Consider the following 23,222-nt stretch of genomic DNA (forward strand, 5'->3'; position numbering starts at 1 on the left):
ATGATGGCTGCAAAACAAGAACCCGAAAATGGTGCTCGCCGTCACGGCGGCCGGTACATCTACGAAGAACTGCGCAAACAGATCCTGACGCTCAAACTCAGGCCTGGTGCACAGTTGGACGAGGTGTCACTCGCCGCGCAGTTCGGCCTGTCGCGCTCCCCCGTGCGCGACGCCCTGGCTCGCCTGATTGCCGAGGGCCTGGTGACCATCCTGCCCAACCGCACGACCTTGGTGACGCCTTTCGAAATCGAAGACTTCCCCAACTACGTCGCGGCTCTAGACCTGCTGCAGCGCACCGTCACCCGCCTGGCCGCCACCCAGCATCGACCGGAAGAACTGGAGGCGATTCGCGAGGCTGACGAGCTATACCTGCAAGCGGTCAACAGCGGCGATTTCCAGGAGATGTCCGAGCGCAACAAGGCCTTCCACATGGCCATCGCCCACGCCAGTCATAACCCCTATTTCACCAGTACCTACGAGCGTTTGCTGGGCGAAGGCCAACGCTTGCTGCACCTGCATTTCGATCACGTCGTCAGCTCCGCCAGCGCGCACAGGCTGGGCCGCGACCACGATGAGATCATCGAGGCGATTGCGGCCCGAAATGGCGAGGCCGCCGAAAAAGCCGCGCATGAGCACACGATGCTGTTCCAGCAACGCTTCCTCGACTATATGCGTCAGAACCTGACGGCCGCGATCAAGCTTTAAGCCGGGAGATACCGGCAGCGACGCGCGGAGCCGCTTGAAATCAGGCCCGCTGAAGATCGGACGCGTGCTACAGCAGAGGTGGAATCAAGCCTGCTCACTTCATCTCTGCGACCTGCGCGACCGCTCACAAGACCAACTCAGCCCTGCGTCGGCGCAACTGCGCGGGTGCCGGGCGCTCGCACCGCATGAACCGGCCGCGACCCGCCTCACCCTGCGGCACTCCGTCCCAGACCACCGCACCGCGAGACAGGGTCATGGCCGGCCACGCGCTCAGCGTCATGCCGGCGTAAGGCGTGTAGTCGACATTGTGGTGCAGCATTTCATTGCACAGGTGCACCGACTCACCTTCGTTCCAGATCACCAGGTCGGCATCCGCACCGATGGCGATGCTGCCCTTGCGCGGATATAACCCATACAGCTTGGCGGCATTTGTGGAAGTCAGCGCGACAAAGCTTTGCGCCGTGATGCGCCCACTGCGCACGCCTTCGGACCAGAGCAATGCCATGCGGGTTTCGACACCGGGAATGCCGTTGGCGATCTGGTCGAACGACACCTCGTCGCCGTGGGCCTTCTTGCCGTCCGGGCCATCGAAGCGAAACGGTGCGTGGTCCGACGAAAAAATCTCGAACGAGCCGTTCTCCAGGCCATCCCAGATCACCTGCTGATTGGCGGCATCGCGCGGCGGCGGGCTGCAAATGCACTTGGCACCGTCAAAGCTGTCATCACTGCCCAGCGAATCGGCGGTCAGGAACAGGTACTGCGGGCAGGTCTCGGCGTACACCTTCAACCCCTGGCTCTGGGCCCAGCGAATCTGCTCCACGGCCTCGCGACCCGACACGTGCACGATCAGGATCGGCACATCCACCAGTTCGGCAAGGGCGATGGCCCGGTGGGTCGCTTCGCGCTCCACCAGCATCGGCCGAGACGCGGCGTGGTAGCGTGGCGCAGTCAGCCCGGCCGCCAGCAGCCGCTCGGTAAGCCAGGCAATGCAATCGCTGTTCTCGGCGTGGAGCATCACCATCGCACCCTCACGACGGGCGACCGACAACGTCTCGAGAATCTCCCGGTCGCCCAGCTTCAACGCGTCGTAGGTCATGTAGATCTTGAACGATGTATAGCCTTCAGCAATCAAGGCTGGCAGTTCTTCACCGAGCACCTGTGGGGTGGGGTCGGTGACGATCAGGTGGAAGGCATAGTCGATCACCGGCTTGTTACCTGCCCGACGATGGTAGTCATCGACGGCAGCGCGCAGGCTTTCGCCCTTCTGCTGGCAGGCGAACGGGATGACGGTAGTGGTGCCGCCGCAGGCCGCCGAGACGGTGCCGCTGAAGAAGTCATCGGCCATCACCGAGCCGTCGCCCGTCGGCTGGTCAAGGTGCACGTGGCTGTCGATGCCACCGGGGGTGACATGCCGGCCTGCCGCGTCGATTTCCTGGTGTCCGGGCGGAAGATCCAGGCCGAGGGCGACGATGCGCCCGTCACGAATACCGATATCGCTGGTGAACGTGTCCGCGGCGGTGACCACGCGGGCGTTGCGAATCACCGTATCAAAAGGGTGCATATCAAGCCTCTTGCAGAAGTCATTGGCCCAGCCGATCAGGCGCAACATGCCCTGGACCACGGCGGCCAGGGCATCGATACCGGTTCAGTCAGCCATCACCTCGTCCAGTGCCTGCTCGAGGGTGCTGACCGTGCGCTCGATGTTGTGCAGCTTTTCGAGTCCGAACAGACCGATGCGGAAGGTCTGGAAGTCGGCCGGCTCGTCGCATTGCAGGGGTACTCCGGCGGCGATCTGCAGGCCGTGTTCGGCAAATTTCCTGCCGTTCTTGATGTCGGCATCATCGGTGTAGCTCACCACTACGCCTGGGGCCTGAAAGCCGGCTGCGGCGACACTTTTGAAGCCTTTGCCGGTCAGCATTGCGCGCACCCGATCGCCCAGGGCCTGTTGTTCGTCGCGGACCTTGGCGAAACCGTAGGCTTGCGTCTCTTTCATCACTTCGTTGAACCGCGCGAGCGAATCGCTGGGCATGGTCGCATGGTAGGCATGTCCGCCCTGCTCGTAGGCCTGCATGATCTGCAGCCACTTTTTCAGGTCGCAGGCGAAGCTGCTGCTCTGCGTCTGCTCGATGCGTTCGAGGGCCAACGTACTGAACATCACCAGGGCGCAGCAAGGCGAGGCACTCCAGCCTTTCTGCGGCGCGCTGATCAGCAGGTCGACGGCGCATTTGTGCATATCGACCCACAGCGTGCCCGAGGCAATGCAGTCCAGCACGAACAGGCCACCCACCGCATGCACGGCGTCGCCGACGGCCCGCAGGTACTCGTCGGGCAGGATAATCCCTGATGAGGTTTCAACGTGAGGAGCGAAGACAATCTGCGGCCGCGAAGCCGCAATGGCTGCCAGCACTTCGTCCAGAGGGGCTGGGGCGTAGGCCGCCTGGCGACCCGAGTCGACCGGTCGGGCCTTGAGCACCGTGGTGGCCGCCGGGATGTTGCCCATGTCTAGGATCTGGCTCCAGCGGTAACTGAACCAGCCGTTGCGTAGCACCAGGCATTGCTGGTCAGTGGCAAACTGGCGGGCCACCGCTTCCATGCCGAATGTGCCGCTGCCTGGGACCACCGCGACAGCCTCGGCGTTGTAGACCTGTTGCAGGGTACTGGAAATGTTCTTCATCACGCCTTGAAACGACTGCGACATGTGGTTGAGCGAGCGGTCGGTGTAGACCACTGAGTACTCGACCAGCCCCTCGGGGTCGATGCTGGGATAGAGCGTTGACATGGCTAACTCCTTTGGCAGAGATCCGGGATGATTGCTACGCAATCATGCGCGTTCAAGCCAGGCACGGGCGATTTCTTCTCGCGTGGCAAACCAGACCCCGCCGTGCTGCTTGGCATACTCGATGAATTGTTTTATCGCCCTGACCCGTCCAGGACGGCCGACCATGCGCGGATGCAAGCCGATGGACATCATGCGCGGTCCTTCTGCCGATTCCTCATAAAGGACTTCAAAGCTTTCTTTCATGTATTCGAAGAAGTCCGATGCCTGGGAAAGCCCCGGAGAGTTCCAGTAGCGGAAATCGTTGACATCAGCGGTGTACGGCACCACCAGGTGACGCTTGCCCTCAACCTCGACAAAGTAGGGAACGTCATCATTGTAGGCATCGGAATCGTAAAGAAAGCCGCCCTCCTCGGCGACCAGCCGTCGCGTGTTGACGCTGGCGCCATAACGGCAATACCAGCCAACCGGGCGCTTGCCGCAGGTGCGCTCGAACGATTCGATGGCCAGGCGCATGTGCTCACGCTCCTGTTCCTCGCTCAGGCGAAACACTTCTTCCCAGCGATAGCCGTGGCTGCAAATCTCGTGGCCACCGGCGACAGCGGCGCGCGCCACATCAGGGTTCTGCTCAAAGGCCACGGCGCAGGCATGAAACGTTGCGCGAACCGATTGCTGGTCGAGAATATCGAGGATGCGCCAGATCCCGACGCGAGAACCGTACTCATACATCGACTCCATCGCCAGGTTGCGTGTGCCGTCGGGTATTGAATAGCTGCCCCATTCGGTCATCGATTCCTGGTCCGGGTCGCCCATGGCGAGGGAACGCTCGGAACCTTCCTCATAGTTGATCACCAGGCTGATGGCCAGACGTGCGCCATTGGGCCAGGTACCTTGCGGGCGTTGTCTTGCGTAGCCCACTAAATCGCGTGCAGGTGAAACCATCGGGATGTTCTCCTGAAGTCAAAGGTTGATCGAGGATGTGGCGAAATCAGCGACTTAGCAGTCGATCGCTTTCAGTCGCTCATGGTCAAACGTGCCGTCCGATTGCCATTCGCTGAACGCCAGTCCCATGGCCAGGGTTTGAGCAATGCAAAACGAAGCCGTGAGCGAGCGAAAACCCAGTAACTCGGCATCGTTGACCTCAATGACCGTGTCGGCCATTTGCCCGATGGGGCTCAGGACGCTGTCAGTGATCGCCACCAGTGTCACGCCTGCTTCTCGCGCCTGACGACACGCCTCGACGGTGTCGGTGGCATAGGGTGGAAAGCTCACCGCTACCAACAAGTCATCTTCGGCGATGGCGCTGACCTGCTCTGGCAATGTGCCGCCCGCGCCGCTGATGTGCACGGTGCGCCGACCCACGCGGCTCAAGGCGTAGCTCAGATAGGAAGCCACCGGAAAGGCACGGCGCATGCCGATAACGAAGGTCGTACGCGCGACTTGCAGATGGGCGATGGCGGCTTCTATGTTGGCCTGCTCGCCCCCTTCTGCCAGGTGTTCCAGCGACACGATATTGGCCTGGCTGAACTCCCGCAGAATCGCCCCGACGTCACTCGGATCTTCCAGCAGCGTCTCACCGCCATAATGCCGGATGCGCTCGCTGTGGGTGTCGGCAGCCTGTTGCAACGGCGCACGGAACAGGCGCTGCAACTCCTTGAAACCTGCAAAGCCAAGTGCCTGAGCCAGCCGAATATAGGCGGAAGGCGCAATGTTCGAGCGTTTTCCCAGTTCGGCCACCGTGTTGAGTGCGATCTCATGCGGGTTGTCGATCAGAAATCGGGCAGCATCGCGCAGACGACCGGTCAGTTGCTCGTGCTGGGCCGCGATACAGTCACGCAGCTCTGCAAGGGTTTCAGGTAAGGCCATGATGAAGGCTCGTAAAATGAGAGGAGTGTACGCCTGTCAACGCAACCCATTGATTGCTTGATCCAGCGCAGATATGAGGCGGTCGACTTCTTCCAGCGTGTTGTAATGCGCCAGTGACACCCGCACCACCCCGCCAAACTGATCAAGCCCAAGGGCTTCGATAAGACGCCGCGCATAGAAGTCACCAAACCGAATGCCGATCCGCTGCTCGTCGACCCGGCGCACAACAGCCTCTGACTGAACGCCCTCAACCACGAAACTGATGGTGGGGACTCGATTGTGGGTATGCGCTTTGCCAATGATTCGAATGCCCTCGCGCTGACGCAAAAACGCCAACAGACGCTCGGCGAGCAAATCCTCCTGCACCTCGAAGGCATCGAACGCAGCCTGCATGCATTCGCGCTCGCTACCCTGCGCTCCCAGACGGGTGCTGATGTCGAGAAGGTAATCGGTAATACCGATACACCCGAAGGACAACTCGTAGTTGACGTTACCCGGCTGCAGTTTGTAAGGCACCACGTCCTGGCCGATGAAAAAGTGGTTGAGGCTTGGCAACTCCAGCAGCAGATTGCGACGCCCCCAGAGCACGGCGAAGTGCGGGCCGAAGGTTTTATAGAAGCTATAGACGTAGAAATCGGCTCCACTGGCCTGCACATCCACCAGACGGTGCGGCGCATAGGCAACGGCGTCCACACACAGTTTCGCACCCACCCCATGGACACGCCGCGCCACCTCGGCAACCGGATTGACCGAGCCGAGAATATTCGAGGTGTGGGTCATGGCCACATAACGGGTGTTGGCATTGAGCAAGACCTGCAGGTCATCCAGCTCCAGCTCACAACTGTCGAGATTGACCTGCCACACGCGCAAGGTCGCCCCACGGCTTTCGCACAGTTTGACCCAAGGGCCGATGTTGGCTTCGTGATCGCAATTGGTGACGATGATTTCATCACCTGGAACGATTGACGGGGCGATGGCGCGACACAGTATTTGCAACAAGTGAGTGGTCGAGCCGCCCATGATCACTTCTTCGGGATGCTCGGCGTTGATCAACTGCATGACCGAGTGGCGCGCCTGCATCACGCGCTCGCCAGCGACAACGGAGGGTGTGTAGGACGCACCCAGTTGCACACTGTTGTTGAGCAGGTAATCACAGACACGCTCAGCCACGGTGCTCAGTACCATCGAACCACCGGCGTTATCCATGTAGGCATAACCATCGGCCAAACCTGGAAATTGCTTGCGAACGTAATCGATATCGAGAGAATTCACTCTACTTTCTCCAGCCTGGGTCAATGATGCAAGATGGCCTGCAGGAACGCTTGTGTGCGAGGTTCCTTGGGGGCAGTAAAAAAGGGTTCAGGGATGTTCTGCTCAACAATGCGTCCGCTTTCCATGAAGATCACCCGGTCGGCGACCCGCCGGGCAAAGCCCATTTCGTGCGTCACCACGACCATGGTGACGCCGGAGCGAGCAAGGTTTTGCATGACATCGAGTACTTCGCCGACCATTTCCGGGTCGAGCGCCGAAGTCGGTTCGTCGAACAGAATCGCCCGCGGCTCCATGGCCATGGTGCGGGCAATCGCAACACGCTGCTGTTGGCCACCCGACAATTGACTCGGGTACTTGTGCGCGTGATCGCCCATGCCGACTTTCACCAATAATTCCCTGGCCCTGGCGTGAGCATCGCGCCGACTCAGCCCGCGAACGCGGATCGGCGCCAGCGACACGTTGTCCAGAACAGTGAGATGCGGATAGAGGTTGAAGCCCTGGAACACCATACCCACTTCACTGCGGATGGCGCTCAGTCGCGGACCGTTTTCAACCCGCTCTCCCCCCACGCGAATATCGCCCTGCTGGTAGTCTTCAAGCAGATTGATACAGCGAATCAAGGTCGATTTTCCCGAGCCGGACGGGCCAAGGATGACCACCACCTCACCCTCTTCCACCTGCAGGTTGATATTGCTCAGCGCCTTGAAGCTGCCGTAGTACTTGTCGAGTTTTTCGATGTCTATCAACGTACTCATGCGGTTTTTCCTCCAGAGGCGTTACGACGTTCAACCCAACTGACCATTTGTACCAGCGGCAGCAGTAGCAGCAGGTACAGCAAGGCCGCACCCACCAGTGGTGTCGGGTTGGCAGCCAGCGCCTGGGCCTGGGTGGCCTGCTTCAACAAGTCGGGCATGGCGACGACTGAAGCGAGCGCCGTGTCTTTCATGACATTGATGCAGTTACTGGTCATCGGCGGCATGACGATGCGGATGGCCTGGGGTAAAACCACGTCGCGCATGGTGTTGAAGAAGCTCATGCCTTGAGAGGCCGACGCTTCGAACTGACCACGGGGAATGGCCTCGATGCCCGAGCGAAAAATCTCCGCACTGTAGGCGCAGGAGACCAGCGAGAGCGCACTGGCAGCGGCCGCAAAAGACGACAGTCGAATGCCGACAAAAGGCAGCGCGTAATAGATGAGTACCAGTAAAACCAGCAGTGGAATAGAGCGCATGATATCGATGTAGACACGCGCAAGCGCTCGAACAGGTGCGTAGGAGTACAACCGCAGCAACGCCAGCAACAGCCCGCCCACCAGACCCAGGGCAATGCTCACCACCCCAAGCAAAATGGTCACGCCCAAACCGCGCATCATCAGCGGCAGCGAATCGACGAGCACGTTCCAATTGAAGAATGTCTGCAAAAGATCCATGGGATACCTCGGTCAATATAAATGGCGAACCGTCGTCGCCACTTATACGCAGCAGCAGGGCTTACTTGAGAACGGCGGTCACTTTCAGGGTGCTGGAGTCTTTATCGGCCTCGGCGCCGAACCACTGTTTGTGGATGTTCCCCAGGGTGCCGTCTTCTTTCATCTTGCTGATGATGTCGTTGACCTGATCACTCATTGCCCAGCCTTTGGCGTGCATCAATGAGTAGCGCTCACCCGTGGGAATGCGCGCGACGATGGAATATTGCGGCTTGTCCTTGATGTAATAGAGCACCGCCGGAATGTCGCTGAGGTAGCCATCGATTCGTCCGGAGGCCAGATCGAGCATGGCCGGCGAGAGCCCTTCATAACGCGAGACATCGGCGAACTTGTACTCGTCCTTGTGTTGGCCGATCCACATGTCGCCGGTCGAGCCGGTGTCGACGCCGACCACCTTGTCGTTCATGTCAGCCAGGCTTTTGACCTTGGAGGTGGTCAGCGCAGTGAGCGACTGGTCGCTGTCGAAGTAAGGCTGCGCAAAGGCCACCGACTCTAGACGTTTTGGCGTGATAGTGATGGATGAGATAGCGATTTCAACACGTTTGGATTGCACGGCACTGAACAGGCCGTTGAAGGGAATGTTGACGAACTCGACGCTTTTTCCGGCCCGTTTGGCCACCTCTTTTACAACATCGACTTCGAAGCCGACAAACTCGCCTTTGGCATCCTGAAACTCCCAGGGCACGTTGCCGACGTTAGCACCGACGGTCCAATCCGCGGCCCAGGCTGGCAGCGACGCGGCGGCCGTCATGAACAATCCAAATATCATCTTCGCTTTCATGTTTGCTCCCGATTGTTTGTTTTTTTAGGTGCTAACAGCCGTTGAATTCGTACAACGTGGGATCGAGAGTAAATCAGTGGATTAATTAATTCAATACCGACTATATATGAATTTTTTACTCCGCAGCCATCTTCGGTGCGCTCCCCCGGGGCATGAACAACAAGCCGTCACCAAGCTGTCACCTTTGCCCGCTACCCTCTTCGGTCTCGCGCACGTCACCCCGATAAAAAAAGCCTCACTACAAGGTGCCAGCCCAGGTGTCCTCAATTTCGTCCCGCCAGCAAATCATTCTCCGGTCCAACGACATGTGCAGCGATGACTTCGGCGCGTTGTTCGTCAAGATGTTCGGCAATCGTTATTCCGACGTGCTGCCCCCGCCCGCGAACATCATCATCGGCGGCGTCTACGGCCGGTATGAAGGTGTCAGTTTTCGGCGCATGCATTATCGAGGCGACTTCTCGGTGATCTTTCCCGATCCCCAGGACGAAATCACCTTCGTCATTCCTACCGCCGGCACCCTCATCGTCAATCACCCCGGCGAGTCGGTAGGCGTTTCACAGGTCGGGCTGGCAATCGACAGGGTCGACATTCGTTCCATGCGCTTTATCGACAATCATGCGCAGCACGGCATTTCGATCAAGCGAGGGTTGCTCACTGAACGACTGTCAGCGCTATTGGCAAAGCCCATTGTCGAACGGCTGGTCTTCGAGCCCGTGGTTGATTTGAAGAATCCGCTATTCCAGGGGATCAAGGCATTGATTGATCTGGCCACCGGCGCCGAGTTCGATGCGTTGCTCAACAGCGCAACACTGATGCCAGCGCGGCTGCGCGAGATGCTGCTGGACGCGGTGCTGGAAGCCTGGCCGCATAATTTCACCCAGGCCCTGCGACAGCCTGCTCCGTTGATCGCACCACGGCATGTGAAGCTGGCGGTCGAGCACATTCAGGCGCATCCCGAGCATCTGCTCAGCGGGACGGATCTGGCCCGATTGACCAACGTCAGCCAGCGAGCGCTGCAGGACGGTTTCCGACGATTCATGGGCAGCTCGATCGTGGCGTACCAGCGACAGGTGCGTCTGCAGCGTGCGTACGAAGCGCTCGGCCAACGCGATTCGCCTTCCGTGACTGACGTGGCGTTGCGATTGGGCTTCAGTAATGTCGGCAGGTTCTGCCAGTATTTCCAGAGCGCCTATGGCATCAGCCCGGCGCAACTGAAATCTGGACGGCGCACGCGAGCGGAGCATTAAGGTTCCGGCCGCCAGACCCTGGCGGCCCAAACCCAAGGTGCTTGCTCAGAACAGATAGCTGCCCTTGAGCCCGCCGCTGTAGCCGTGGCTGTCGCCGCCCGCGCTGGCACCCACTTCGGCACCCAGGCTCAGCGGGCCGAGATTGGCCATGAGGTTGAAGCCTGTGGTGAACTGGTCGCGATTATCGAAGGCGGCGCGCTGTTCGATATCCAGACCCAGCAGGTGACCTTGGCTGTCGACCTGATGATCGCCGAGCACATGCTCATAGCCCAGTTGCACGCCCGGCACCAGTTGCCAGGCGCCCATGCCGAACGGGGCGAACGCTGCGTTGAGGTTGGCCACGGCACTGCGGCGGGTTTGGTGAATACTGTCGACGTCGAGGGCCAGCTCGCTGCCGTTCTCCTGGAAACCTGACAGGTTCAGATGACTGACGCGAAAGCCGAGGCTCGGTTCCAGCGTGACGCCGCTGAGCGGCACTCGATAGCCCACCGCCAGGGTCGCGCCGGTGAGATTGCCGTGGCTTTCGCCCTTGGCCGTGCCGAGGCCGCTGCCCAGGTCGCGTTTGCTGTCGTAGTCGATATAGCCGGCGCTGGCGTCGGCGTCGACAAACAGCCCGCGTTCCAGGCCGTCTATCGCGAAACGTGCGCCCATGCTGACAAAGCTCAAGTCGGTGTCCGCCTCGCCACCCGCACCGCCGACGCTGCCCTTGCTGTACCCCACGCCAGCATGGGCGCTGAGTTGTTCGGAGAAGCGCTGGGTCAGGCCGACCATCAGGCCCTGGCTGTGCTCGTTACTGCTCGAGGCCTGGGACGAACCGTCGGTGCCCAGGTAACTCGCCAACGCGGTGGACCACAAGCGGTACTGGCCGACCTTGAGATCCATGCCACTGGTAAACGGCGCCGCCGCCTGATCGATCATCGCGCCTTGACGCAGCAGGTAACTGGCCGCGTCGGCGTGCACCTGACCGCCGACCGTGGACTGGACGCCCGCCAGGTCGCCCGCATCGATGGCCGACTGCAGATAGTAGTTGTAGTCGCTGTAGGTGCCCGAGAGGCTGCTGTTCTGCAGCTGTTGCAACAGCTGCGCGCCGGCGGCGGCGTTGCCCATCAGTTCTGCCTGGCCGGGAAGGCTGTTGTAGTAGACCATTTTGCCGCGCAGCACATAGAGGGTCTCCTGGGTCAGCCCCAGGCCTTGCTTGAGGTAGTTGTCCATGCTGCCGTACTGCGCGGTGACCTCGTCCAGGCCGGCTTGCAGGTAGCTGGCCTCGACGCCGAGCAGCGGCGCATAAATGGCCGCCATCGCTGGCGGCAGGCTGCCCAGGGTCGCCGCCACACGCGCGGCAGTGTAGTCGTTGGTGGCCAGGTAATTACTCATGATCGTGGCATTGTCGACCCCGGCAATGCTCTGCAATACGGCCGCGGTCCAGCCCGTGCGGTCCTTGCCAGCCGTGCAGTGAAACAGCGCGGCACCCTCGACACTGGCCAGCTCATTGAACAGTCGGGTGAATTGGCTGCGCATGCCGGCGTCACTGACAAATGCCCGGTTGGTCTGCTCCATCATCGCGATGGCATCGGCTGCACTCTTGAACGAGACCGTGGTGATGTTCGAACCGGACGTGGTGCTGCCGATGATGTCGATGTTTTCGTAGGTCGCACCGGTAAGCATTGTGTCGGGTGTGGCGGCAATCTCACTGGGTGTGCGCAGGTCATAGATGGCCTTGATGCCCAGGGAATTGAGGGTGACCAGGTCCGCGGCAGACGGGGTCAGCGCGTTGGAGCGATAGAACACCCCGCTACGCATCGTGCCATCCCCGGCCGTGGAATAGGCACTGGTAGTCCCCGCAAGATCACGCAAGTTATCAATGCTGCGCAGGTGGGGAGTATCGAGGACGTGAGTCTCGGCGGCTTGGGCAGCGGCGATGGACAATGACAAAACGGACAGCGAACACAGAAGACGTGGAAACACGGTGCAGCCTCATTGATCAAGCGATGGGCTGGCTACTATCTGCAATGAAATAATACCGAATATGACAGAACGCGCACGGAGAAAAATCAGTGCGTGATGGGTCCGTCGAGTTCGTTTTTTGTCCGTGATCCGGAAAATGACGGAGGCTCACTGTCGCTTGAGCCTCCCGTGAAGCGACCGAGCGACGGCTTCAGCGATTCAGCCGGGTGATTTTTGAACCCTGCAATCCCAGCCCAGCCATCAAGCCCTTCTGATCAAAGATGAACGCATAGACATCGGACTGAGCCGTTGCAGTGGTCAGCGACTTGGCCACGCCCGAATCCACCACCACAATGCTTGGGCCCACGCCGACCTCGAATCCTTTGACATCTTTCAGATCGTTCATCGCCGAATAGGTCATGAAGAACATCACGTAAGCAAACTTCTGCGCACCCGCCTGAAGACCGTATGAAGCGGCAGTCGTTGCGTAGTACCCGGTCACTTTGCCGTTCTCGATCAATTCGCCTTCGCCATGCTGTCCACCGACGATCAGACCCGCTTTCAGCACATCAGGGAAAACCAGGATTCCCTTGGCTTTGCGCGCCAGGTCACGCGCTTGCGGCGTACTGGCATACAAACTCTTTAACGCCGCTTTCGCCTCCTGATCCATCTCAGCGTTCGCGCCCTTCACAACGTTCGCACCCGTGGCGGAAGTTGCTTGATCCGTTTGGCACCCGGCAGTGATTGCGAAGATGGAAATCAAAGCGATTGTTTGAAGGTGTTTGATCATAGGGAATACTCTTGTTCCAACTTGGCGATTGCGCAACCTGTGAGGCGACAGCCGTTGCGGATCAACGCCTGACAGGTCAGACCTTTATTGCGAAGTCCACCGAACAATTGGACTTTAGCCCTGCTCGGCGGTTGGTCAAATACAAGGCGATGAAGTGCGCAAATGAGTCGGTATGATGTTGCGTCGTAGATCTTGGCCGTACCAGACGCTTAAATTGGCAAAGGGTTGGACAAACGAACAGTCCCCCAAATCAAATCCGCCAGGAGCCGCCCCATTTGGAACTGAGACAACTGCGCTATTTCGTCAAAATCATCGAGCTCGGCAGCCTCGGGCGGGCGGCGCTGGAGCTGGACGTCGGGGTGTCGGCCCTCAGTCAACAAATCGCCAAGCTGGAAAGCGAACTGTGCGTGCGCCTGCTGAATCGAACCTCCACCGGCGTGACGCCCACCAGCGCCGGGGTCGGCTTTCTCCATCATGCTCAATTGACTCTGCGCCAGGCGGAAAACGCGATCATGGCGGCCCATCGCGGGCGCATGAGCGGGTATGTCAGCGTCGGCCTGCCACCGACCACCGCGACGGTGCTCGCGTTGCCGCTGATCAATGCCATGCGTGCGCGGTATCCGGACATCCAGCTGCATCTGGTGGAAATGCTCTCCGGTCACCTGGCGGCGCAGCTCAATGCACGGCAAATTGACCTGGCCATCCTGTTCCAGCTCGAAGGGGGCAAGCGCTGGAGCGTGACCCCCTTGCTGGACGAAAAGCTCTTTGTGATTGCCGCGCCCGGCGTGCCGCAGGCGCCGTCCGGTGACGAGGTGCAACTGGCCGACCTTGGCGGCCTGCCGCTGGTGATGCCGAGCGTGCAACATGGATTGCGCTCGACACTGGTCAGCGCCTTCGAGCGAGTTGGGCTGACGCCCAATGTGATCATGGAGGTCGACGGACTCGCGGTGCTGATGAACGCCGTTCGCGCCGGGCACGCGGCGACCATTCAACCGGGGGCGGCCGCGGCGTTGAAAGACGGCTCCGGGCTGTCGCTGGTGAGGATTGCCGATGCCCATGTCGGGCGGCGCAATCTGCTGGCAACCCTGGCCGACGACGAGCTGTCTCCGGCGGCGTTGGCAACGCGCCTGGTCATTGTCGATGTGGCGCGGCAATTGGTCGTCGACAAGCAATGGCCAGGGGCGACGTGGATCGAAGGGCTGGACGCGTAAGCCCGCTGCAACCGCCCTCCTCGCGGCAAAGCCTTTAGAAAAACTAAACACCCCGCGTCAAAAGCAGCCTTTCGACGCATCCCCCGCCCCCCCTATCGTTCCCCCACTCGCAAGGAGCACCTGGTTCCCGCTTCCTTGCCAATCGAGGAACGAGAATGATCGATGTCTTAGTCATAGGGGGAGGCAACGCCGCCTTGTGCGCCGCACTGATGGCGCGCGAAGCCGGCGCCAGTGTGATGGTGCTGGAAGCCTCACCGAAAATCTGGCGCGGGGGCAATTCCCAGCACACCCGCAACCTTCGGTGCATGCACGACGCCCCTCAGGATGTACTGGTCGACGCCTATCCGGAAGAAGAATACTGGCAGGACCTGTTGAAGGTCACCGGCGGCCTGACCGATGAAAAACTGGCGCGCATTGCCATTCGGGCCTCGTCTTCCTGCCGTGACTGGATGCGCTCGCACGGCGTGCATTTTCAGCCGTCACTGTCGGGTGCTTTGCACGTGGCGCGGACCAACGCCTTCTTCATGGGCGGCGGCAAGGCGCTGATCAATGCGTACTTCCGCAGCGCCGAGCGCCTGGGCATCAACATTCGCTATAACGCGCCTGTCGCCGATATCGAGCTGGACGGCGGCAAGTTCGTCGCCGCGCATATTGGCGAACGTGAAGTCGATGGACAGCGTTTGCCTGCGGAGCGCATTGCAGCCCGGGCCTGCGTGTTGGCCGCCGGCGGCTTCGAATCCAACCGCGAATGGTTGCGCGAAGCCTGGGGGCAGAACGAGCGCGGTGAATGGCCATCGGACAATTTCCTGATCCGCGGCACCCGCTTCAACACCGGCGTCGTGCTCAAGCGCATGCTCGAGCTGGGCGCCGATGTGATCGGCGACCCGACGCAAGCCCACATGGTCGCGATCGATGCCCGCGCACCGCTGTACGACGGCGGCATTTGCACCCGGATCGACTGCGTATCCCTGGGGGTGGTGGTCAATCGGGAGGGCGAACGTTTCTACGACGAAGGTGAGGATTTCTGGCCAAAACGCTATGCGATCTGGGGCCGCCTGGTCGCCGGACAGCCCGGCCAGCAGGCGTATTCGATCATCGATCAGCAAGCCCTCGGCCGTTTCATGCCGCCGGTCTTTCCCGGCACCACCGCCAACACCCTGCAGGACCTTGCCCGGCAGTTGCAGCTGCCTGAAGCAACATTCGTCAAGACGGTCGAGGACTACAACCGCGCCTGCCGCGTCGGCACCTTCGATCACACCGCGCTGGACGACTGTCACACCGAAGGCCTGCAGCCGGCCAAGACCCATTGGGCGCGGCCATTGGTGAAACCACCCTTCTACGCCTACCCGCTGAAACCGGGTGTCACCTTCACCTACCTGGGCCTGGCCACCGACGAAACCGCGGCCGTGCATTTCAACGGCAAAGCGAGCCCCAACCTGTTCGTCGCGGGAGAAATGATGGCAGGCAATGTGCTGGGCAAGGGCTACACCGCCGGCATCGGCATGGCCATCGGTACTGCGTTCGGGCGCATCGCCGGTGCGCAGGCGGCCGCATCGGTGGGTTTTGGCGTTCCAACTGCAAAAACGGAGTCGCGACATGCAACTGTTTGATCCCCAGGCATCGGGCGGGTTGATCCCGGTGCTGAATCTTGACGAAACTGAAGTCCAGCGGCAGATGACCATCTGCAATGCCTGCCGCTATTGCGAAGGCTTTTGTGCGGTATTTCCGGCGATGACCCGACGCCTGGAATTCACCCAGGCCGACGTCCACTACCTGGCGAACCTGTGCCATAACTGCGGCGCGTGCCTGCACGCCTGTCAGTACGCTGCACCGCACGAATTCGAGGTCAACATCCCCAAGGCCATGGCCAAAGTGCGCCTGGACACCTACGCCGAATACGCCTGGCCGCCCGCGCTGGGCAAGCTGTACCAGCGCAATGGCCTGACCCTGGCGCTGGCGGCCGGCGGCGGACTGTCGTTGTTCCTGTGCCTGACCCTGTTGCTCATGGGCAACCTGTTCACGGCCATTCCCGGGGGTGACTTCTACAAGATCTTCCCGCACAACACCCTGGCGCTGATGTTCGGCTCGGTGTTCGGCTTTGCAGTACTGGCCCTGACCCTGGGGGTACGGCGTTTCTGGCGCAACGTCTCACCGGTCGCAGCGCCGCTGCCGTTGAAAACCTCTGCGGCAGTGGAGGCTACGGCCAGCGTCGCCACGCTCAAATACCTGGATGGCGGGCACGGCGCAGGCTGCAACAACGCCGACGATCAATTCACCTTGTGGCGCCGGCGGTTCCACCACCTGACCTTCTACGGTTTCATGCTGTGCTTCGCCGCCACCGGCGTCGCCACGCTGTTCCACTACGTGCTGAACTGGTCGGCGCCCTACCCGATCTTCAGCGTGCCGGTGATCCTCGGTATTGCCGGCGGCATCGGCCTGCTGATCGGCCCGGCAGGCCTTCTGTGGCTGAGCCTGCGACGTAATTCGGAGCACGGCGATGCCCGGCAAAAACCCATGGATCGCGGCTTCATCGCCCTGCTCTGGCTGGTCAGCGCAAGCGGCCTGGCGCTCCTGGCCGTGCGCGAAACCAGCGCCCTGGGCTTGATGCTGGCCGTGCATCTCGGGTTGGTCATGGCGTTCTTCCTGACCATGCCCTACAGCAAATTCGCCCACGGAATATTCCGCAGCGCAGCGCTGCTCAAACACGCCATCGAGAAGCGTCAACCCAATCCGATCAACGCCGGCAGCGACTGACGGCTGAAGCACTCATTCCAAAAATAACAGTGAGCACAACGGTAGCCATGATGAAAACGACAACGGCAACAACCCCGGCCAAGAGGTCCAAGTTTGGCGCCATTTTGCGGGTCACCAGCGGTAATTTTCTCGAGCAGTTCGACTTCTTTCTGTTCGGCTTCTACGCGACCTACATCTCCCGGACGTTCTTCCCGGCCACCAGCGAATTTGCCTCGTTGATGATGACCTTCGCGGTGTTCGGCTCCGGATTCCTGATGCGGCCGCTGGGCGCGATTGTGCTGGGGGCGTACATCGACAAGGTGGGCCGGCGCAAGGGTTTGATCGTGACGTTGTCGATCATGGCCGCCGGGACCGTCTTGATCGCCCTGGTGCCGGGTTATGCCGCCATCGGCATCGCGGCGCCGATCCTGGTGCTGCTGGGCAGGCTGCTGCAGGGTTTCTCCGCCGGCGCGGAAATGGGCGGCGTTTCCGTGTACCTGGCGGAGATCGCCACCCCCGGCCACACCGGTTTCTACACCAGTTGGCAGTCGGCCAGTCAACAGGTGGCGATTGTCGTTGCCGCTGCGTTGGGCTACGGCATCAACGCGACGCTGCAAGCCGCTGAAATCGCCGAATGGGGATGGCGTATTCCGTTCTTCATTGGCTGCGTGATCATCCCGTTCATTTTCATCATCCGCCGCTCACTGGAAGAAACCGCCGCCTTCAGTGCGCGCAGCCATCGTCCTACCACCCGTGAAGTGTTTCGCTCGATGCGTGACAACTGGCGCACCGTGCTGGCGGGCGGCTTGCTGGCATCGATGACCACCACCACCTTCTACCTGATTACGGTCTACACCCCGACCTTTGGCCGGACCGTGCTGAACCTGAGCACCACCGACAGCCTGGTGGTGACGCTGCTGGTCGGTATCAGCAACTTTATCTGGCTGCCGATCGGCGGCGCCCTCTCCGATCGCATTGGCCGTCGCTCACTGTTGCTGGGAATATCGCTGCTGTGCATCCTCACGGCCTATCCCGCGATGCACTGGCTGGCAGCGGCGGCGAGTTTCGAACGACTGCTCGCGGTGCTGCTGTACTTCTCGTTTTTCTTCGGCATTTACAACGGCGCGATGGTCGCGGCGCTGACCGAAGTCATGCCACAGAATGTGCGGGTCGTCGGGTTTTCCCTGGCCTTCAGTCTGGCCACGGCGGTGTTCGGTGGGTTTACCCCGGCTATCTCGACCTTGCTGGTGCAGGCCACCGGCGACAAGGCATCACCGGCCTACTGGCTGATGTTCGCGGCGGTGTGCGGGTTCACGGCGACGACGATTCTGTATCGCCGGCAAAAAGCCCTGGCCGCCCGGACCGCTTAATTCGCTCATCGGTGCTTCACCAGACGCAGCGCCAGGAGTGCGCTGCGTCCGTCGCGATCCCGCCTCTCCTCAGGCCTGCAACCCGAATGGATCGTCCACGCTGTGGCTCGGCTGGGTAAACCAGCGCGGGCCATTGGCGGTCATGTAGAAGTGATCCTCCAGGCGAATACCGAACTCCCCCGGCACGCAAATCATCGGCTCGTTGGAGAAGCACATGCCTTCGGCCAGCGGCGTCTGGTCACCGCGCACCAGGTAGGGGCCTTCGTGAATGTCCAGGCCGATGCCGTGGCCGGTGCGATGCGGCAGGCCCGGCAACTGGTAGTCCGGACCGAGGCCGGCAGCTTCCAGGCTGAGGCGCGCGGCGGCATCTGCGGCCTCGCACGGCTGGCCCAGGCGAGCAGCGTCGAAGGCCGCCTGCTGGGCGGTCTTTTCCAGGTTCCACAGGGCGCGCTGACGCTCGCTCGGGGTGCCAAACACGTAGCTGCGGGTGATATCCGACTGGTAGCCGTGGAGCAGGCAGCCAGTGTCGATCAGCACCATGTCGCCGTCCTTGAGCACCTGCGCGTGCTTGACCCCGTGGGGGAAAGCGCTGGCCTCGCCGAACAGCACGATGCAAAAGGTCGAGCCCGGGGCGCCAACCTTGCGGTGCGCCTCGCGAATGAACTCGGCGACCTCGGTGGTGCTGATGCCGACGCGCAGGATGCTGGCGGCGGCCTTTTGCACTTCCAGGGTCATGTCCTTGGCACGCTGCATCAGCGCCAGTTCCGTCGCGGATTTGTGATAGCGGCACGGGTTGATCACGCAAGAAGCATCCACGAATTCGAAGCCCGATCCGAGGCGACGGATGCCGTCGAACATAAAGAACGCCAGGGACGGACAGAGGCCCACTACGGCGTCGGCGGCGATCCCCAGGCCAGCGAAAATGTCGAGCAGCAGGCGGTAGGGGTTCTCGTGTTCCTGCCAGCCATGGATCACCCCGTCGACCTCGCGGAAATCGCGGATGGTGCCTTCTTCAAAGGCCGGAGCGATGTAGGCCAGCGGGCCGTTGGCGGGCAGCACGGCGCCGACCAGGCGTTCGCTCGGGTTCCACTTGACCCCGGTGAAGTAACGCAGGTTGCTGCCGGCATTGAGATAGAGAGCGGCAATGCCCTGCTCGCGCATCAGGCCCTGGGCCTTGGCGATACGTGCCTGGTACTCATCGAGGCCAATGGGCTGCATGCCCGCAGTCATGTTCGTCAGGCCGGCCAGCGCCTGTTCCGCAGTTTTGCCACCTACACCCACTGTCATCGCGTTCTCCCAAGTGATATTGCGCTGACAAAATTTAAGCCCGACTTAAATCATCGTCAAGGCGTCTTTTCAGTGACACTTAATTTCTCTCCGGCGAAAAGCCTTTTCTGCGAGGCGTCCCCCGTTATACTGGCGCCTTTGTGATCACGAGCCACGCCAATGACCGAAGAACTGATCGGCGAACGGCTGCGTCGCTACCGGCGCGCCGCCAACAAGACCCTTAACCAGGTCGCCACCGAGGCGGGCCTCACCGCCAGCTTCCTGTCGCAGGCGGAGCGTAACCTCACTGGCGTGTCGATCTCTTCCCTGGCGCGCATTGCCGGTTCCCTGGGCATTCCCCTCAATACCCTGTTCGACCAGCCGACCCAGCCCCAGCCCGACTCCCACCCGGGCCAGCGCGTGCGCTATTCCATTGGCAACCAGCCACTGGTCTACGAGCGCCTGTCCAGCAGCTTCCCGGGCAATCTGCTCAACGCGATGAAGATGACCATGGCGGTGGGTTACCAGTCCGAGCTGATCTCCCACGACGGTGCCGAGTTCACCTATGTGCTCTGCGGTCAGATCGTCTACACCATCGACGGCCATCCCTACCCGCTCGGCCCTGGTGGCTCGGTGCATTTCGACTCGACCAAGCCGCACTCCATTGCCAATGCGGGGGATGAAGTGGCGGAAGTGCTGGTGGTGACCACCATGGGTGGCTTGCTGGACGATCATCCTGCGGGTTGACCGCAAATCTGTAGGAGCTGGCTTGCCAGCGAAAAACCTGAGGGCGCCGTGCGCATCCAGACAGGTCGCGTTATCGTTGACGTTTTTCGCTGGCAAGCCAGCTCCCACAGGGGGCGTCGTCTGCATTTCGAGGCCTCACCACAAAAGTAAGCCCTACTGAATTTAAGTTGAACTTAATTTTAGATTCACTTAAATTCTGCCTCGGCCGGAGACGGCGCGAGGTTCCTTCCCCCCTCAGCGCCAGCGCCCGAGCCATGGTCCGTAAAACCGCAGGGTCAGGTGCATCCCCCCAGCCTTCAACGACCTGATCTGCCGCCCTCAAAAATAACAACAATGAGGTTCGCATGCGCAAGACAACCACGCTCAAAACCCTGATCGCTGCCGGCCTGATCCTCGGCTCCGGCTGCACCTACGCTGCCAGCAACCTGGTGTTCTGCTCCGAAGGCAGCCCGGCCGGGTTCGACCCGGGTCAGTACACCACGGGCACCGACTTCGACGCCTCCGCCGAAACCGTGTTCAACCGTCTCTCGCAGTTCGAGCGTGGCGGTACCAAAGTCATCCCGGGGCTGGCCACCAGTTGGGATCTCTCTGCCGATGGCCGGACCTACACCTTCCACCTGCGTGAAGGGGTCAAGTTCCACACCACCGACTACTTCAAGCCGACCCGCGACTTCAACGCCGACGACGTGCTGTTCACCTTCAATCGCATGCTCGACAAGGACATGCCGTTCCGCAAGGCCTACCCCACCGAGTTCCCCTACTTCACCGACATGGGCATGAACGAAAAAATCACCCAGGTGGAAAAACTCGACGAGCACACCGTCGCCTTTACGCTCAAGGACGTCGACGCCGCCTTTATCCAGAACATGGCCATGAGCTTCGCTTCGATTCAGTCGGCCGAATACGCCGGGCAGTTGCTCAAGGAAGGCAAGGCCCAGGAGATCAACCAGAAGCCGATCGGCACGGGTCCATTCGTGTTCAGCAAGTACCAGAAAGACGCGCAGATTCGCTACAAGGGCAACAAGGATTACTGGAAGCCGGAAGACGTGAAGATCGACAACCTGATCTTCGCCATCACCACCGACGCCTCGGTGCGCACGCAGAAGCTGAAGAAGAACGAGTGCCAGATCACCGCCTTCCCGCGTCCGGCCGACATCAAGCCACTGCAGGCCGACAAGAACATCCGCATGCCCAGCCAACCGGGCTTCAACCTCGGCTACATCGCCTACAACTTCACCCGCAAACCGTTCGACCAGCTTGAAGTGCGCCAGGCGCTGGACATGGCGGTCAACAAGAAAGCAATCATCGACGCCGTCTACCAGGGCGCCGGCCAACTGGCCGTCAACGGCCTGCCACCGACCCAGTGGTCCTACGACGACACCATCAAGGACCCGGCCTACAACCCGCAGAAAGCCCGGGAACTGCTGAGCGCTGCCGGAGTGAAAGAAGGCACCGAGATCACTCTCTGGGCCATGCCGGTACAGCGCCCGTACAACCCCAATGCCAGGCTGATGGCGGAAATGCTCCAGGCCGACTGGGCGAAGATCGGCATCAAGGCCAAGATCGTCAGCTACGAATGGGGCGAGTACATCAAGCGCGCCCACAACAGCGAGCACGACGTCATGCTGATCGGCTTCACCGGCGACAACGGTGATCCGGACAACTGGCTGGGCACCCTCTACAGCTGCAGTTCGGTCAACGGCAACAACTTCGCCAAGTGGTGCAATCCGGGCTACGAAAAACTGGTGAAGGCCGCCGCGGCCACCGCCGACGTGGAGCAGCGCACCGCACTCTATAAAGAAGCGCAGCATGTACTCAAGGCGCAGGTGCCGATCACCCCGGTCGCCCACTCCACGGTCTACCAGCCGATGCGCGACACGGTGAAGGACTTCCAGATCAGCCCCTTCGGCCTCAGCAGCTTCTATGGCGTCGCCAACCAGAACTGACGAAACGGGGCCGGTGCGCCGGCCCCTTTATCCATCCCCCCTGCATGACCCACACGACAAGGAGTGACTCGCCCCAATGCTGAGTTTTATTTTCCGCCGACTGGGACTGCTGATCCCCACGTTCTTCGGCATCACCCTGCTGACGTTCGCGTTGATTCGCATGATCCCCGGCGACCCCGTGGAAGTCATGATGGGCGAACGTCGCGTCGACCCCGAAATGCACGCTCAGGCAATGGAACGCCTTGGATTGAACAAGCCGCTGTACGCCCAATACCTGGACTACGTCGGCAAACTGGCCCAGGGCGACCTGGGCGAATCGCTGCGCACCCGCGAGAGCGTGTGGACCGAGTTCACTTCGCTGTTCCCGGCGACCCTCGAGCTGTCCATGGCCGCCCTGCTTTTCGCCAGCATCCTCGGCCTGCTGGCCGGGGTGATTGCGGCGCTCAAGCGCGGGTCCTTGTTTGACCACGGGGTGATGGGCATTTCCCTCGCTGGTTATTCGATGCCGATCTTCTGGTGGGGCCTGATCCTGATCATGTTCTTCTCCGTCAGCCTGGGCTGGACCCCGGTGTCAGGACGCATCGACCTGCTCTACGACATCGAGCCGCGCACCGGTTTCATGCTGATCGACACCCTGCTGGCCGACGAGCCCGACGCCTTTTTCGACGCCCTGCACCACCTGATCCTGCCGGCCATTGTGCTCGGCACCATCCCGCTGGCGGTGATTGCGCGGATGACCCGTTCCTCGATGCTCGAAGTGCTGCGCGAAGACTACATCCGCACCGCCAAGGCCAAAGGCCTGTCGCCGGCGCGCGTGGTGTTTGTCCACGGCCTGCGCAACGCGCTGATCCCGGTGCTGACGGTGGTCGGCCTGCAGGTCGGGACCCTGCTTGCCGGCGCGGTGCTGACCGAGACCATTTTCTCCTGGCCGGGCATCGGCAAATGGCTGATCGAAGCCATCGGCGCCCGGGATTATCCGGTGGTGCAAAACGGTATTTTGCTGATCGCCTGCCTGGTGATCCTGGTCAACTTCGTGGTGGACATCCTCTACGGCTTTGCCAACCCACGCATCCGTCACCAGC

General features: G+C 61.0%; 20 protein-coding genes. 9 read left to right on the plus strand and 11 right to left on the minus strand.

All coding sequences use genetic code 11. From position 1 onward, the window contains the following. Nucleotides 1-3 precede the first annotated feature (3 nt). Nucleotides 4-705, plus strand: coding sequence for a GntR family transcriptional regulator (locus tag ACZYR5_RS29215; RefSeq protein ID WP_489092767.1), 702 nt, complete (start codon nt 4-6; stop codon nt 703-705). A 124-nt stretch (nt 706-829) separates the two neighbouring features. Here ACZYR5_RS29215 and hydA read toward each other — a convergent pair whose 3' ends face one another. The 8 genes from hydA to ACZYR5_RS29255 all read right to left on the minus strand — a co-directional run bounded on the left by hydA (nt 830) and on the right by ACZYR5_RS29255 (nt 8,886). Beyond that, complete coding sequence (gene hydA, locus ACZYR5_RS29220; protein WP_489092766.1) at nt 830-2,266, minus strand: dihydropyrimidinase; 1,437 nt, start codon at nt 2,264-2,266, stop codon at nt 830-832. Nucleotides 2,267-2,350: 84 nt separating this feature from the next. Next, nucleotides 2,351-3,484: an aminotransferase class V-fold PLP-dependent enzyme gene (locus ACZYR5_RS29225; RefSeq protein WP_489092765.1), complete on the minus strand. Its 1,134-nt coding sequence runs from the start codon at nt 3,482-3,484 to the stop codon at nt 2,351-2,353. Between the two features lie 42 nt (nt 3,485-3,526). Continuing rightward, entirely contained in the window at nt 3,527-4,423 is an 897-nt protein-coding gene (locus ACZYR5_RS29230; protein WP_489092764.1) for an allantoinase PuuE, read from the minus strand. Between the two features lie 54 nt (nt 4,424-4,477). Continuing rightward, complete coding sequence (locus ACZYR5_RS29235; RefSeq protein ID WP_489092763.1) at nt 4,478-5,347, minus strand: MurR/RpiR family transcriptional regulator; 870 nt, start codon at nt 5,345-5,347, stop codon at nt 4,478-4,480. 36 nt (nt 5,348-5,383) lie between these two features. Beyond that, a complete protein-coding gene (locus ACZYR5_RS29240; RefSeq protein ID WP_489092762.1) occupies nt 5,384-6,619 on the minus strand; it encodes a cysteine desulfurase-like protein in 1,236 nt (411 codons plus the stop codon). A gap of 20 nt (nt 6,620-6,639) precedes the next feature. Continuing rightward, nucleotides 6,640-7,374, minus strand: a complete 735-nt coding sequence (locus ACZYR5_RS29245; protein WP_489092761.1) for an amino acid ABC transporter ATP-binding protein — start codon at nt 7,372-7,374, stop codon at nt 6,640-6,642. After that, the gene (locus ACZYR5_RS29250) at nt 7,371-8,048 is read right to left on the minus strand and encodes an amino acid ABC transporter permease (protein WP_489092760.1); all 678 of its coding nucleotides are present in this window, start codon (nt 8,046-8,048) and stop codon (nt 7,371-7,373) included. The genes ACZYR5_RS29245 and ACZYR5_RS29250 overlap by 4 nt, the downstream gene beginning before the upstream one ends. Before the next feature lie 61 nt (nt 8,049-8,109). After that, nucleotides 8,110-8,886 carry a transporter substrate-binding domain-containing protein gene (locus ACZYR5_RS29255; RefSeq protein ID WP_489092759.1) on the minus strand — a complete coding sequence of 259 codons (777 nt, stop codon included), beginning with the start codon at nt 8,884-8,886 and terminating at the stop codon, nt 8,110-8,112. 305 nt (nt 8,887-9,191) lie between these two features. Here ACZYR5_RS29255 and ACZYR5_RS29260 point away from each other — a divergent pair, with 305 nt between their 5' ends. Continuing rightward, entirely contained in the window at nt 9,192-10,133 is a 942-nt protein-coding gene (locus tag ACZYR5_RS29260; RefSeq protein ID WP_489092804.1) for a helix-turn-helix transcriptional regulator, read from the plus strand. A gap of 45 nt (nt 10,134-10,178) precedes the next feature. On the opposite strand, the gene ACZYR5_RS29265 is transcribed toward ACZYR5_RS29260, so the two are convergent. Both ACZYR5_RS29265 and ACZYR5_RS29270 read right to left on the minus strand, forming a co-directional pair. Continuing rightward, complete coding sequence (locus tag ACZYR5_RS29265; protein WP_489092758.1) at nt 10,179-12,098, minus strand: tyrosine-protein phosphatase; 1,920 nt, start codon at nt 12,096-12,098, stop codon at nt 10,179-10,181. Between the two features lie 190 nt (nt 12,099-12,288). Beyond that, entirely contained in the window at nt 12,289-12,867 is a 579-nt protein-coding gene (locus ACZYR5_RS29270) for a lipid-binding SYLF domain-containing protein (protein ID WP_489092757.1), read from the minus strand. Between the two features lie 275 nt (nt 12,868-13,142). Here ACZYR5_RS29270 and ACZYR5_RS29275 point away from each other — a divergent pair, with 275 nt between their 5' ends. The 4 genes from ACZYR5_RS29275 to ACZYR5_RS29290 all read left to right on the plus strand — a co-directional run bounded on the left by ACZYR5_RS29275 (nt 13,143) and on the right by ACZYR5_RS29290 (nt 18,181). Then, complete coding sequence (locus ACZYR5_RS29275; RefSeq protein ID WP_489092756.1) at nt 13,143-14,078, plus strand: LysR family transcriptional regulator; 936 nt, start codon at nt 13,143-13,145, stop codon at nt 14,076-14,078. 155 nt (nt 14,079-14,233) lie between these two features. After that, nucleotides 14,234-15,688, plus strand: a complete 1,455-nt coding sequence (gene tcuA / locus ACZYR5_RS29280) for an FAD-dependent tricarballylate dehydrogenase TcuA (RefSeq protein WP_489092755.1) — start codon at nt 14,234-14,236, stop codon at nt 15,686-15,688. Beyond that, nucleotides 15,675-16,832 carry a tricarballylate utilization 4Fe-4S protein TcuB gene (tcuB, locus tag ACZYR5_RS29285; protein ID WP_489092754.1) on the plus strand — a complete coding sequence of 386 codons (1,158 nt, stop codon included), beginning with the start codon at nt 15,675-15,677 and terminating at the stop codon, nt 16,830-16,832. The genes tcuA and tcuB overlap by 14 nt, the downstream gene beginning before the upstream one ends. A 47-nt stretch (nt 16,833-16,879) precedes the next feature. Next, nucleotides 16,880-18,181 (plus strand): MFS transporter, encoded by a 1,302-nt coding sequence (locus tag ACZYR5_RS29290; RefSeq protein WP_489092753.1) that lies wholly within the window; start codon nt 16,880-16,882, stop codon nt 18,179-18,181. Nucleotides 18,182-18,250: 69 nt separating this feature from the next. Here the strand turns inward: ACZYR5_RS29290 and ACZYR5_RS29295 are convergent, their stop codons facing one another. Then, nucleotides 18,251-19,468, minus strand: coding sequence for a M24 family metallopeptidase (locus tag ACZYR5_RS29295; protein WP_489092752.1), 1,218 nt, complete (start codon nt 19,466-19,468; stop codon nt 18,251-18,253). Nucleotides 19,469-19,627: 159 nt separating this feature from the next. Here ACZYR5_RS29295 and ACZYR5_RS29300 point away from each other — a divergent pair, with 159 nt between their 5' ends. The 3 genes from ACZYR5_RS29300 to ACZYR5_RS29310 form a co-directional block, all read left to right on the plus strand. Continuing rightward, the gene (locus ACZYR5_RS29300) at nt 19,628-20,194 is read left to right on the plus strand and encodes a cupin domain-containing protein (protein WP_489092751.1); all 567 of its coding nucleotides are present in this window, start codon (nt 19,628-19,630) and stop codon (nt 20,192-20,194) included. 344 nt (nt 20,195-20,538) lie between these two features. Beyond that, nucleotides 20,539-22,140: an ABC transporter substrate-binding protein gene (locus ACZYR5_RS29305; protein ID WP_489092750.1), complete on the plus strand. Its 1,602-nt coding sequence runs from the start codon at nt 20,539-20,541 to the stop codon at nt 22,138-22,140. Nucleotides 22,141-22,216: 76 nt separating this feature from the next. Next, a partial coding sequence (locus tag ACZYR5_RS29310) for an ABC transporter permease subunit (protein WP_489092749.1) occupies nt 22,217-23,222 on the plus strand: 1,006 nt, incomplete at its 3' end.

It is taken from the genome of Pseudomonas sp. F007 (assembly GCF_057814275.1).

Coding starts and splice junctions, on each gene's coding strand:
- ACZYR5_RS29215 (WP_489092767.1), top strand. CDS start 4: ATGGCTGCAAAACAAGAACCCGAAAATGGTGCTCGCCGTCACGGCGGC.
- hydA (WP_489092766.1), bottom strand. CDS start 2,266: ATGCACCCTTTTGATACGGTGATTCGCAACGCCCGCGTGGTCACCGCC.
- ACZYR5_RS29225 (WP_489092765.1), bottom strand. CDS start 3,484: ATGTCAACGCTCTATCCCAGCATCGACCCCGAGGGGCTGGTCGAGTAC.
- ACZYR5_RS29230 (WP_489092764.1), bottom strand. CDS start 4,423: ATGGTTTCACCTGCACGCGATTTAGTGGGCTACGCAAGACAACGCCCG.
- ACZYR5_RS29235 (WP_489092763.1), bottom strand. CDS start 5,347: ATGGCCTTACCTGAAACCCTTGCAGAGCTGCGTGACTGTATCGCGGCC.
- ACZYR5_RS29245 (WP_489092761.1), bottom strand. CDS start 7,374: ATGAGTACGTTGATAGACATCGAAAAACTCGACAAGTACTACGGCAGC.
- ACZYR5_RS29250 (WP_489092760.1), bottom strand. CDS start 8,048: ATGGATCTTTTGCAGACATTCTTCAATTGGAACGTGCTCGTCGATTCG.
- ACZYR5_RS29255 (WP_489092759.1), bottom strand. CDS start 8,886: ATGAAAGCGAAGATGATATTTGGATTGTTCATGACGGCCGCCGCGTCG.
- ACZYR5_RS29260 (WP_489092804.1), top strand. CDS start 9,192: ATGTGCAGCGATGACTTCGGCGCGTTGTTCGTCAAGATGTTCGGCAAT.
- ACZYR5_RS29270 (WP_489092757.1), bottom strand. CDS start 12,867: ATGATCAAACACCTTCAAACAATCGCTTTGATTTCCATCTTCGCAATC.
- tcuA (WP_489092755.1), top strand. CDS start 14,234: ATGATCGATGTCTTAGTCATAGGGGGAGGCAACGCCGCCTTGTGCGCC.
- tcuB (WP_489092754.1), top strand. CDS start 15,675: ATGCAACTGTTTGATCCCCAGGCATCGGGCGGGTTGATCCCGGTGCTG.
- ACZYR5_RS29290 (WP_489092753.1), top strand. CDS start 16,880: ATGATGAAAACGACAACGGCAACAACCCCGGCCAAGAGGTCCAAGTTT.
- ACZYR5_RS29295 (WP_489092752.1), bottom strand. CDS start 19,468: ATGACAGTGGGTGTAGGTGGCAAAACTGCGGAACAGGCGCTGGCCGGC.
- ACZYR5_RS29300 (WP_489092751.1), top strand. CDS start 19,628: ATGACCGAAGAACTGATCGGCGAACGGCTGCGTCGCTACCGGCGCGCC.
- ACZYR5_RS29305 (WP_489092750.1), top strand. CDS start 20,539: ATGCGCAAGACAACCACGCTCAAAACCCTGATCGCTGCCGGCCTGATC.